The organism is Micromonospora sp. (assembly GCF_048594385.1).
In the GTDB taxonomy this organism is placed as follows: domain Bacteria; phylum Actinomycetota; class Actinomycetes; order Mycobacteriales; family Micromonosporaceae; genus Micromonospora; species Micromonospora wenchangensis.
This window is the reverse complement of sequence record NZ_JBMDWU010000323.1, coordinates 1-12,141: the sequence shown is the minus strand read 5'-3', so window position 1 is coordinate 12,141 and position 12,141 is coordinate 1. Positions and strand designations below refer to the sequence as shown.

The 12,141-nt window shown below is 74.0% G+C and carries 6 protein-coding genes and 1 pseudogene; 2 read left to right on the top strand and 5 right to left on the bottom strand.

Annotated features, from left to right (window positions below; genetic code table 11):
* Positions 1-111: 111 nt before the first annotated feature.
* The 3 genes from ACOJTC_RS17375 to ACOJTC_RS17365 all read right to left on the bottom strand — a co-directional run bounded on the left by ACOJTC_RS17375 (position 112) and on the right by ACOJTC_RS17365 (position 6,086).
* Positions 112-3,384 carry a lamin tail domain-containing protein gene (locus tag ACOJTC_RS17375; RefSeq protein WP_420117666.1) on the bottom strand — a complete coding sequence of 1,091 codons (3,273 nt, stop codon included), beginning with the start codon at positions 3,382-3,384 and terminating at the stop codon, positions 112-114.
* Positions 3,385-3,524: 140 nt separating this feature from the next.
* The gene (locus tag ACOJTC_RS17370; protein ID WP_420117668.1) at positions 3,525-4,541 is read right to left on the bottom strand and encodes a GNAT family N-acetyltransferase; all 1,017 of its coding nucleotides are present in this window, start codon (positions 4,539-4,541) and stop codon (positions 3,525-3,527) included.
* A gap of 72 nt (positions 4,542-4,613) precedes the next feature.
* On the bottom strand, positions 4,614-6,086 hold the full coding sequence (locus ACOJTC_RS17365) for a lytic murein transglycosylase (protein ID WP_420117665.1): 1,473 nt from the start codon (positions 6,084-6,086) through the stop codon (positions 4,614-4,616).
* A gap of 56 nt (positions 6,087-6,142) precedes the next feature.
* Here ACOJTC_RS17365 and ACOJTC_RS17360 point away from each other — a divergent pair, with 56 nt between their 5' ends.
* Both ACOJTC_RS17360 and ACOJTC_RS17355 read left to right on the top strand, forming a co-directional pair.
* Positions 6,143-6,370: an FmdB family zinc ribbon protein gene (locus ACOJTC_RS17360; protein WP_204924783.1), complete on the top strand. Its 228-nt coding sequence runs from the start codon at positions 6,143-6,145 to the stop codon at positions 6,368-6,370.
* 172 nt (positions 6,371-6,542) lie between these two features.
* On the top strand, positions 6,543-9,371 hold the full coding sequence (locus tag ACOJTC_RS17355; protein ID WP_420117664.1) for an ATP-binding protein: 2,829 nt from the start codon (positions 6,543-6,545) through the stop codon (positions 9,369-9,371).
* A gap of 63 nt (positions 9,372-9,434) precedes the next feature.
* On the opposite strand, the pseudogene ACOJTC_RS17350 reads toward ACOJTC_RS17355, so the two are convergent.
* Both ACOJTC_RS17350 and ACOJTC_RS17345 read right to left on the bottom strand, forming a co-directional pair.
* A pseudogene (locus tag ACOJTC_RS17350) lies at positions 9,435-9,965 on the bottom strand (phospholipase); the annotation flags it as partial.
* Positions 9,966-10,141: 176 nt separating this feature from the next.
* Positions 10,142-11,641, bottom strand: coding sequence for a glycoside hydrolase family 10 protein (locus tag ACOJTC_RS17345; RefSeq protein WP_420117667.1), 1,500 nt, complete (start codon positions 11,639-11,641; stop codon positions 10,142-10,144).
* Between the last annotated feature and the right edge of the window lie 500 nt (positions 11,642-12,141).

The following is a 12,141-nucleotide window of genomic DNA, read 5'->3' as shown; positions in this document are numbered from 1 at the left end:
GGCGACGTACCCCACCGTGCCCCCGCCGCCCCGGGTGGGGCGCCCCCACCGGGGCCGCCCCGCCGGCCCGGCGGGAACCCGGACCCCCGGGCCGTCGGAGGTGCGGAATGCTCAGTCGTCGTCGGTGATGGTGCCGGTCGCCAGCAGGTCGGCGAACCGCAGGTTCAGCGGACCGGCCACCGCGAACGCGATCTTCTCGTCCGCCTCCCGCTTGCGGTCACCACGCACGGTCACCGGGAACGCCAGCGAGGTCTGCCCGGCGGGCAGGGTCCGGCAGCCGACGTACGGCTCGAAGTCCAGCACGACCGTCGCCGTCAGCCCCACCGTGGCGGCGCAGAGCGTGGTCGGCTGGGACAGCGGACGGGACACGGTGACCTGGAACGTCATCGTGCTGGTGCCCCGGTCACCCTCCACCACGGTGGCGTCGGCCACCCGCAGCGACGGCTGGCTGCGGAACCGGGCCACCTGCGGGTCGTGGTCGCTGGCCCCCCGGGTGCCGTCCCCGGTGAACTCCGCCGGCCAGTCCGCGTTGACGTGCGCGGCCCGGATCTGCACCAGGTCGGCATGCAGCGCGTCGTTGACGAACAGGTTGTCCAACGTCTGCGCCGACCCCTGGAAGCTGTACGAGTACGCCGCCGACGGCACGTCGGCCACCAGGTCGTCCCAGAGGTTGCGCAGGCCGGCCCGGTAGAGCGGTCCGAGCTGGTCCGACGGGGTCGGGTTCGCGCCGGTCGCGATCGGGTCGTCCGGGCGGGGGAAGACGTTCAGGTCCCCGCCGTACACCACCCGGGCGTCCGGGTCGGCCGCCTCGATCGCGGTGACGATCGCGGCCCCGTACGCGGCCTGCTCGGTGCGCTGCCCGACCCGGCTGTCCGGCCCCGACGAGTAGTGGTTGCTCAGCGCGTACAGCAGGTAGGACTCCGACCCGCCGGGCGTCGCCTTCACCACGAACTTGCCCAGCTGCGGGGCCCGGGTGAAGACGTTGTTGCCGTCCTTGCCGGTCGAGGTGTCGGTGTCGGCCGGCAGCACCGCGTTGAGCGCCTTCGGGTTCTGCACGTCCGCGTTGGACGCCAGCCCCGCCGACCGGTACTGCACCGTGGGCGCGGAACCCAGCAGCGGATCGGTGGCGCTCGCCCCGGCCAGCGACAACCGGTCGGTGCGGTACAGGAACGCCGAGGTGATGCCCCGGGCGTCCGCGCCGGTGCGGTCGTACGCCGTCGTGTAGGCGGGACCACCGGCGGCCCGGATCGCCAGCGCCAAGTCCTGGAGGGTGTCCGGCGCGCCGTCGGCGTTGTCGGTGGTGCCGCAGACCAGGCTGCTGCCGGAGACCGAGCAGATGTCCTGGTCCTCGGCCTCCTGCACCAGGATCAGATCCGGGGCGTGCAGGTCGGTGCGGATCTGCGCGGCCAGCTCGGACAGGTGCTCCCGGTAGTCGGCCTCGCCCGCCGGCACGTAGTCGAACGGCGGGGACACCCCCGGGCAGCCCGCGTTGCCGGTGAAGTCGCAGCCGTCGAACGGGTCGTCGCGGAAGTCGTACAGGTTCTCCACGTTGTAGGTCGCCACCGCGACCTCCCGGGCCCGGTCCGCCGGACGCGGCGGGTTGTTCGCCGCCGGGTCCGCCCCGGCGGTCAGGGCCAGCGACTCCGGCTGCACGCTGAACTTGCTGAAGCCGTACGACACCGCGCCGAACGCGTCGGCGGTGAGGGTGTCGAAGGTACGCGCCGGCGGGAGCAGCGCCGTCGAGTCACCGGCGGTGGCCTTCACGCCGCCACCGCCGAGCAGGATGCGCTGCCCGTTGCCGTTGTCGAAGAGCTGCCCCGGCACGTCGTCCAGCGGGTGGGTGTCCCGGAAGACCCGGCGGGCGTACGGGTCGGCCCGCTTCAGCAGCGGATCCGCCCGGTCCACCACCCATACCTCGGAGTCGGCGGTGGAGCCGAACACGTCCCGGGGGCCGGTGACGCCGGAGCCGCTGCGGACCCGCAGCCGGGCCCCCTCGTGCCGCTCCCAGAACCGGTCGGCCGCCGCCGCGTCGGCCGGCGGGACCGCGTCGTCCACGGTCACGGCCGTGTTCACGTCGAGCCCGGTGTCGAGCCGGCGGACCAGCGAGGCACCGGAGAGCTGGGTCTGGTCGAAATACTCCGACACCCGGCCGCGCAGCACCACCTCGTCGCCGACGGTCGGCGCGTAGCCACCGATCAGCGTGGTGAACGCGCCCATGAAGACGAAGATCCCGTCCGAGCTGAGCGGGTCGCCGTCCTCGGTGCCGGTGCGGCTCTGCAGGTAGAAGCCGTACTGGTCGGCGCCGGCCGAGGTGCGGGTCAGCGACTTCTGGGTGATCACGCCCCGCACGTCGTACAGCAGCGGGCTGGTGCCGGTGCCGGAGGGCGGGGCGAGCGGCGAGCGGTCGGTGCGCGGGTTCTCGTCGTCGCGGGTCGGGCCCTGCACCTGGCCCACCGACAGCACCCCGTTGGCCTGCACGGTGAGCGGGCAGGTTGCGGTGCCGCCGTCGGCGTCCGTCGCGGTCACGGTGACGGTGTACGTGCCAGCGGGCAGGCCGGTGGCGGTGACCGTCGCGGTCGCCGTGCCACCCGGCGCGGTCGCCGGGGTGAACGCGGTACGGCTGATCGAACCGCCCGCCGGGGCCGGGGTGACCGCGGTGACCGCCAGGTCGACGATCGTGTCGTCCGGGTCGGTGCCGGTGACCTGCCGGGTGCCCGTCGCGCCGGCCTCGATGGTCAGCGTCCCGCCGCAGGTCAGCACGGCCGGCTGGTCGACCGGGCCGCCGCCGTCGAGGGTGTGTGCGCCCAACCCGTCGAAGGTGTCGGTGGCGTAGCCGGCCCACTGGGTGGCCGGGTCGAACGCGTCGGACGGGTCGGTGTCCCCGCTGGACACCGACGGCAGCCGGCGCAGCGTGTTGTCGGCGGTGCTGGTCAGCCCGCTGCCCCACTCGGTGCCCGGGTCGACGCCGACCTGCCCGATCGCGTCGAGCACGACGGCACCCCGACGCAACACGATCGCGTCGTCGCCGTTGAACAGGCTGGCGCCGGTGGTCTGGTCGGCCTGGGCGAGGATCGCCGGGCCGGCCGACGCGGCGGCGAAGACGAAGACGTCCCCGGCGGCGACGGTGCCGGTGAGGGCGATCGTGGTGGCCGTGGTGGACCCGTTGAAATAGAGCTGGAGCTGGTAGCCGCCGGCGGTCAGGTCGATCGCCGCGCCGGTGCCGTTGTACAGCTCGATCGCCTTGTTGTTGGACGAGCCTTCGACGTACTCGGAGATGAACAGGTCGGTGGGCGCGGCGGTGGCCGCGGTGGGAGCGACGCCGAGCACCGGTACGGCGACGACGGCGACGGTGGCGAGCGCGGCGAATCTGCGGCGCAGGCGCATGGGGCCTCCACGATGGGTGGACGGGAACCAACGCACGTTAAGGTGCGCCGCTGTCCGCCGTCCATCCCCCCGGGGGCGATGTGGTGAATTCGCGACAGTGCCGCCCGGCGCCTCCGATCGGACGCCGCCGGCCGCCCTGCTCAGCGGTGGGTGTCGAGCCGGTGCACCAGCTCGGCGACGTCCACGCTGTACTCGCACCAGTCCCGGTCGGGCTGGTAGCCCAGCTCGGCGTTGACCTTGAGCATCGCCTCGTTGGCCTGGGCGTTCCAGGTCTGCACCTCGGTCAGCTCCGGCTCGGCGGACCGCAGCTCCAGCAGCATCCGCGCCTTGATCGCCCGGTCGATGCCGTAGCCCTGGTGGTCACGCACCACGATGGTGTCGTACTGGTCGGCGCGGGTGGGGTGCTGGACCGGCACCACCACCTCGGTCAGGCCGGCCACCGTGCCGGTGCGCTCGTGCAGGGCGAGCACGATGTACGGCTTCATGCCCCTCCGGTGCAGCGTGTCGAGGCTGTCCCGCAGCCGCTGCGGATCGTACGAGCTGGGGCGCAGTTCGCCGTCCTCGACGTCGCGGACCTCGGCCTTCGCCCGCGCGTACGCCTCGATCAGGTCGTCGGACGGCCCGCCCGGGTAGAACTCCAGGTGGTAGCCCGGGTCGACGGCGGAGGCCATCTCGGTCAGCGCCGTCCAGTCGACCGTGCCGAGGTCGAGCACGCTGCGGGTCTCGACGTACTCCCGGGTGAAGCCCAGCGACGAGTAGAACCCGATCGCCGGGGTGTCGCCGACCACCTCGACGCCGATGGACCGGAAGCCCTCCTGGTAGACCCGGCGGGCGGCGGTCAGCACCAGTTCCCGGCCCAGCCCGCTGCGGCGTACCGCCGGGTGCACCAGCACCTCCAGCACGCCGATGTCACCGAGCAGCAGCACGTGCACGTGCCCGATGATCGGGGCGGGACCCCCACCGGGCGGCGGATCGGCGTGGGCCACCCAGGAGATGCGTCGTTCGCCGGGCATCACCTCGGAGAGGTACTCCCGCAGCGAATCCTCCCGCCACGGCGGGTCCTGCGGGAGGTCGGCCGCGAGAACCGCGTTCAGCGTGTCCAGCACGGAGCCGATCTCGGCGGACGACGCGGTCCGGGGGTCCCATTCGCGCACCATCACGTGTCTAGCTTGCCGTCAACGGCTCTTCGGGGGAAGTGTCCGGTCCGGCAATGTATGCGAACGATCACCTCACGTACGGCTTGCGCTCCCGTACTCCTGGGCCTTGTCGAAGACGGCCTGCGCGTAGCGGCGCACGTCGTTGTAGGAGAGGATGGCGCCCCACCAGTCACCGGGGATGGTCATGTTCCGGCCGCCCTGGCACAGGTAGTTACCGGCGGCGAGGGCGGCGTCGTCCAGGTCGTGCGGGTCCTTGCGGCCGTCGTTGTCGGCGTCCGCGCCGACCTGCTGCCAGGTGGTCGGGATGAACTGCATCGGCCCGATGGCCCGGTCGTAGACGGTGTCCCGGTCGAACAGCCCCCCGTCGGTGTCCCGGATCAGGGACCGCCCGCCCTTGCCGTCGAGCGGATCACCGATGATCTCCGGTACGGCCCGGCCGTCCGGCCCGAGGGTCGCGCCGTTGGCCTGCCCGTGCCGGGACTCCACGTAGCCGATCGCGGCCAGCGTGGTCCAGCTCAGCTGGCAGCTCCGGTTCGTCTGGGCGAGCACCAGCTCGGCGTAGCCGTACGCCTGCATGGCGACCGGGGAGACGCCCACCTTGCTGCCCACGACCCGGGCCCAGTCGCCCAGCGCGTCGGCGGGCCGGCCGGCGGCGGGCGGTACGGCCGGTCCGCTCGGCACGGCCCCGGCTGACGGAAAGCCGCCCAGCGGCAGGGTGGGGGCGGCGGTACCCGGGAACACCGGCACCCCGGTGGTCGCCCCGGCCGACGGGACCCCGGGGCCGGCGCTGGCGCTGTCGTCCACGGCGACCGGTCGGGGTGCCCGGACCGCGCCCGGCACCACCACCGCACCGACCGCGGCGGTCGCCGCGACCAGCGCGAACAGGAACAGGCCGGGGAGGGTCAACCGGCCGCTGGGGCGGCGTGACCAGGCCCGGGTGGCCCGGGTCGCGGCCCCCATCGCCTGCCGGGGCGGCGGCCGCCGGACGGCGTGCGCGACCGGCTCCCGCCGTCGCCGCCCGATCTTCGCCCCGGCCGCGGCGCTGCCGCCCGTGCCGCTCTCCCCGGTCCCGTCGCTCTCCCCGGTCCCGTCGGTCTTCGCGGCCGGCCCGGTCTTCTCCGCGGCCTCGGTCTTCGCGGCCGGCTCGGAAGCCTCCCCGTCGTCGGTCTTCGCGGTCCCGTCGGTCTTCGCGGCGGGTCCGGCGGCCAGCTCGGCGGGCTTGGTCCCTTGGCCCGGGGCGGCCTGCTCGGCGGGCCCGGTCCCGCCGTCCTGGGCGGCCGGAGCGTCGGACCCGGGACGGGCGTCCGTCCCGGCGGCCGGCTCAGGAACAGCGGCCGGTGGAGGAGCAGCGGCCGGCTCAGGAACAGCGGCCGGCGGAGGACCTGCGGCGGGGCCGTCGCCGGCCGGGACGGCCGGCGGGGTGAGGGCGTCGTGGCGGGGACGGCGGGGGCGGGGGAGCCAGCCGCGTCGTGGAGCGGGGGGCACATCCTCGGGTGGGGTCGCTGCGCGCAGGGGCCGTTCCGTCGAATCTTCGCCGCTCACCACCGTTTGAGTATCACCCATGTCGGCCAGGGAGTCAGGTCCGGCCGTAGGGTGGGCCCATGCCCCGGTACGAGTTCCGCTGCCGCGCCTGCGGCGACACCTTCGAGGTCAACCGACCGATGGCCGAGGCCGGTGCGCCGGCTGACTGCCCCCAGGGGCACGCCGACACGGTCAAGCTGCTGTCCACCGTGGCGGTCACCGGCCGTGGGGGCGGCTCCGCCACCGGTGGCGCTCCGGCGGGTCCCGCCGCCGGCGGTGGCTGTTGCGGCGGCGGCTGCGGCTGTTGACCTGACCGGATCGGCTGGCGACCGCGCCGGAAGCGGCCGATGTAACGGTTCGACGCACCGGTGCGCCGAGATCAGTGACCCCTTGGGTCTGATATCGCCCGACCGTTCTCACGATGCGTGACCGGTCGACCATAGGGCAGCATGAACCCGACGTCAGGGGTGGAGGTCACGCATGTCGCCACGGATGCACCTCCCGAGCGGTTGGGTGACCTTCGTTTTCACCGACATCGAAGGTTCCACCAGGTTGGCGCAACTGCTCGGGCCCGACTACCGCCCGGTGCTCTGGGAGCACCGCCGGCTGCTGCGTGACACCCTGGCCGAGACCGACGGCGCGGAGCTGCTGACCGAGGGGGACTCGTTCTTCCTCGCCTTCCCGGACGCGTCGGCGGCGCTGACCGCCTGCCTGACCGCGCAGCGGGCGCTGTCCACCCACGACTGGCCCAACCCGGAAGCCGCGCCGAGGGTACGGATGGGGCTGCACACCGGCTTCGCCGAACCCCGCGACGGCGAGTACGCCAGCCCCGAGGTGCACCGGGCCGCCCGGGTGGCCGCAGCCGCGCACGGCGGGCAGGTGCTCTGCTCGGCGTCGACCGAGCGGCTGGCCCACCCGCTGCCCGCCGGGGCGACCCTGATCGACCTGGGCCTGCACCGGCTGCGGGGCTTCGACGACCGGGAACGGTTGTTCCAGCTCGTCGCGCCGGGGCTGGAACGGCAGTTCCCCCGCCCGAACACCGCCGAGGCGCTGGCGCACAACCTGCCCACCCAGGTCACCTCGTTCGTCGGCCGGGACACCGAGCGGGTGGAGCTGGATCTGCTGATCCGCCGCCAGCGGCTGGTCACGGTGGTCGGCGCGGGTGGGGCCGGCAAGACCCGGCTCGCCGTCGAGGTGGCCTCCGGTCAGGTGGAGGCGTATCCGGACGGCGTGTGGTTCGTCGACATCGCCACGGTCACCGACCCGGGGCTGGTGGCGTTCGCGATCGCCGCCGTGCTCGGGGCCCGGCCGGAACCGGGCCGCCCGATCCTGGACACCCTGGTCGAGTACGCGGCCGTCCGGCGGATGCTGGTGGTGCTCGACACCTGTGACGCCCAGCCGGCCGCCTGCGCCGAGGTGATCTCCCGGTTGCTCGCCGGAGGCAGCGGACTGCGGGTGCTGGCCACCAGTCGGGAGGCGTTCGGCCTGCCCGGCGAGGTGGTGTGGCGGATTCCGCCGCTGGCGGTCGACCCGCAGCCGGGGCGTACCGAGAGCGACGCGGTGGCGCTGCTGCTGGACCGTACGGCGGCGGCTCGGGGTGGCCGGCCGCCGGAGTGGACGGAGGCGGGCGACCTGCGCCGGGTGGTGCAGCGGCTGGACGGGTTGCCGTTGGCGATCGAGCTGGCCGCGGCCCGGTTGCGGGTGCTCTCCGCCGGTCAGTTGGCGGCCCGGCTGGACGACATGCTGGGCACCCTCGACGCCGGCCGGGGCGTGCCGGAGCGACCCCCCGAGCGGGGCTGGGCGGGCAACCAGCAGGACACCGTGGACCTGGTCGCCGCGGCCTCGGGCCAGACGCCGCCGAGCGCCGCGCACCGGGCGGTGCAGCGGTCGGCGACCGAGCGGCACCTCACCATGCAGGCCACGGTCACCTGGTCGTACCGGACGTTGGGGCCCCGCGCGGCCCGGCTGCTGCACTGGTTGGCGGTCTTCACCGGGCCGGTGGACCTGGCCACGGTGGAGTGGCTGATCGGTGACGACCCGCTCGACCCGCTGTCGGTGCTGGTGGACAAGTCGATGGTGCTGGCCGAGCCGCACGCCTCGGGCAGCACCTACCGGATGCTCGACCCGATCCGGGCGTACGCGGCGCGCAGGCTGGTCGAGACCGGCGAGGAACAGGCCGCCCGGGACCGGCACGTGGCCTGGGCGCAGCACGCGCTGCACCGGGCCCACCTGGGGGCGGACGGCCGCCCGGTCACCCTGTCGCTGTACGCGGTCGACCCGCTCGCCGGTGAGCTGCGCTCGGCGCTGCGCTGGTCGGCCACCGGGGGCAGTGCCCGGGCCGGGCTGCTGCTGGCCGGTGGGCTGGACCAGTGGTGGCGGGAGCGCGGGCTGTCCCGGGAGGCCCGGCTGTGGCTGTTCCGGCTGTACGGGCGGATCGCCGAGACCGGCGAGGCGATCCCCGAGGCGGAGCTGGCGGCGGCGTACCACCTGCACTCGCTGCACGCCGGCGCGGACGGCGAGTTCGCCGAGGAGCTGCGGTTCTCGCAGCGCGCGGAGGCGGCGGCCCGGCAGGCCGGCGACGCGGGGCTGCTGGCCCGGGTGCTCGCCGGGCGGGCCGTGCCGCTCGTCGACATGGGGCAGTTCACCGAGGCGGAGCGGGTCTGCCGGGAGGTCATCGACTGGGCCAACGAGCAGGAGGTCGGTGGGGACGCGTTGCTCGCCGTCTACCACCTGGCCGAGCTGCTGTGGCGGCGGGGCGCGCTGGTCGAGGCGGCGGAGCTGCTGGGGCGGGCCCGACCGGTGGAGGCGGCCCGCCCGGTGGAGCGCGGGCGCCGCTCGGTGGACATGCTGCTGGGCATGGTGGCGCTGGCACGGCGTGACCTGGTGGCCGCGCACGAGCACCTGCTGGTGGCGTTGCGAGCCCGGATGGGGCACGGCTACCACGGGCGGGCCTGCGACACGGTGAACGCGGTGGCGGTGCGCTGCGCGTTGGGCGGGGAGCCGTTGACGGCGGCCCGGCTGTTCGGTGCGGCCCAGGCCACCCGGGCCCGGCTGCGCGGCACCCCGGGCATCTACGGCTCGTACTGGCTCCAGCAGCAGGCCGAGCTGCGACGCATCCTCGGCGACGCGGCCTTCGACGCCGCGTACGGCGAGGGTGGTGAGCTGGGCCTGGAGGAGGCGGCGGCGTTGGCGTTCGCGGTGGAGCACCCGGACATGGCGGCCGACTCGATCCGGTTCCGGGCGACCGGCGTGGTGACGCCCCGGCCGGTCGGCCGCCGCGAGGCGGACCGCCGGGAGGAGTGGGCCTGACCCGTCGTGGCGTCCGGGGTCGCCCGGCCGGCACGACGGGCCGGGCGTCGGGCAGCCGCGCCGGGCGGCGGCCCGTTCGGCGTCGGCCTTCATCCGGGCGGCCCGGTCGAGGTCGGCCTGCGAGACGGCGGCGACCGAACCGAAGATGCTGACCGCCTGGTAGTACGTCCAGGCGAGGCTGGTGCAGGCCGGTCGGACGACGGAGTTGTAGGTGGCGCAGACCCGCTTCAGGTCCTCGTAGAAGGCGCTGTCCAGGCGGGCCTTGTTGGCCGAGAAGATCCCCATCGCCTTGTGGTTGCGGTAGCCGAAGTCGTGCCGGTAGCAGGAGAGGTTGAAGGTGAAGCCGAGCGGGTTGTCCGGGCTCGACGAGCAGTAGTCGGTGGACCAGTCGAAGCCGTAGTCGGCCCAGGCGGCCTGGTTGAGGCGGCCGGCGTTCCAGGCGTTGTAGCTGCTCGCGCTGGTCTGGGTCCAGCTGCTCAGCACGCTGAGCTTCTGCGAGGTGCTCACCGCGGCGGACGCGGGTGAGCCGACGCCGAGCACGCTGAGCAGGGCGAACGTGCCGGCGGCGAGGGCGGTGGCGAGACGACGGGACAAGTTTTCCTCCGCGGGATGGGCGGTACGGTGCGTCACCGGCTGGTCACCGGAGTTCGATCAGTCTCGATCAATATCCGGTCGGTGGGGCGTGGCGGAGGCGACGTATTGGTGACATACGTCGAAACAGACGAATGCCCCGGGTGCGTGGGCACCCGGGGCGTCCGAGGTCGATCAGATCAGCGCACCACCCGGGCCGGCGAGGCGGCGCTCTCGTTCCACAACCGGTCCAGCGCGGTCACCTGGTAGGTGTACGCCCGGCCGGGCTCGGCGGTGCCGTCCACCCAGGACTGCGACTGCCCAGGGGTGGCCCGGACCGTGCCGACCAGGTGCGCGGCGTCCGCCCGGCCGCACCCGTCGACCGGGCCGGACCCGTCGAAGCGGTAGACCGCGTACGAGGTGGCGTCGGCGAGCGGGCCCTTCCCGTCCGCCGGCTGCCGCCAGTGCAGCCGTACCCCGTCGGTGGTGCGCTCGGCGCGGGTGGACACCGGGCGCGGCAGCGGCTTCGCCGGCAGGTGCGTCATGGCCGGCACCAGCGCCGGGCGGGAGTAGTGCGCGGCGGCGTAGCGGCTCGTCGCGCCCAGCCGGTCGGCCCGTACCTGCACGGCCGAGAAGTGCACGTTGCCGAGCACCTCCGGGTACGCCCGGTTCAGCGTCAGGTGGTCCGACAGTTCCTGCGGGTTCATCCAGTACGTGCCGTACGCCGGGTCACCGCTCTTGTAGTCGGCCTGGCCGATGTAGAGCTGCACCCGGGTGCCGCGCACCGTCTGCGCCCACCAGGGCACCAGCCGGGCGTAGTCGGCGGCCGGATACTGGCCGATGTACCAGTAGAGCTGCGGCACGATGTAGTCGATCCACTCCTGCTTGACCCACCTGCGGGTGTCGGCCGAGATGATGTCGTACGACTGGCTGCCGGTGGTGTCCGAGCCGTCCGGGTCGGCGCTGGCGTTGCGCCAGATGCCGAACGGGCTCACCCCGAACTTCACCCACGGCTTGACCGCCTTGATCCGGCCGCCCATCTCCTGGATCAGCAGGTCGATGTTGTCCCGCCGCCAGGCGGCCCGGTCGGTGAACCCCCGGTGGTACGCGGCGAACGTGGCGTCGTCGGGCACCGGGTAGGAACCGCTCGGGTACGGGTAGAAGTAGTCGTCGAAGTGCACGCCGTCGAGGTCGTACCGGCGGACCGCGTCGAGTATCGCGGTCTGGACGAACTCGCGGACCTGCGGGACACCGGGGTCGTAGTAGAGCCGGCTGCCGGCGACGCCGGCCGGCGGGTAGGCGAAGGTCCACTCCGGGTGCTGCCGGGCCGGATGGTCCGGGGCGAGCTGCCCCAGGTCGGCACCCGCACCCCCGGGTGCCGGCATGGAGATCCGGTACGGGTTGAACCAGGCGTGGAACTCCAGGTTCCGCAGGTGTGACTCGGCGACCAGGAAGGCCAGCGGATCCCAGCCCGGGTCCTGCCCCCGTACCCCGGTCAGGTACTCCGACCACGGCTCGTACGGCGACGGCCAGAACGCGTCGGCGGTCGGCCGGACCTGCACCACCACGGCGTTGTGGTGCAGCCGCTGCGCGAGGTCGAGCCAACCCCGGTACTCGGCCTGCTGGGCGGCGATCCGGTCGGGGGCGGTACGCGAGCCCGCGCTCGGCCAGTCGATGTTCACCACCGACGAGATCCACATGGCCCGGAACTGCCGCTTCGGCACCGCCGGATCGACCACGCACGCGTCACCCGCCGTGGCGCTGCCGGCGGCCACCCCGGTCGTCGCGGCACCGCCACCCCCGCCGGTGGCCGCGGCCGTTCCGGTCGCCCCGCCGGTGGCTGCCGCCGTTCCGTTTCCCCTGCCGGTGGCTGCCGCCGTTCCGTTTCCCCTGCCGGTGGGCGCGGCCGTTTCGGTTCCCCCGCCGGTGGCCGCGGCCGGCCCGCTCCCCGCGAGCCCGCCGACCACCACCAGCACCAACCCGACCACACCGATCCCGAGTCTGCTCACCACACTCTCCCTCCTCCGGTCCCGGCCCATCCGCCCGCCTCCTCCGCCGCTCGCCCTGCCACCCCTCCGCCTCCGGCGCCCCACCCCTCCGACCGCTCGCTCTTCCGCCTCCCCCACCCCGCCCCCGGCCGTTCCCTGACCCCACCCCGCCCCGGTGATCAAGAGGTTTGCGTCAGTCGATCAAGAGGTTT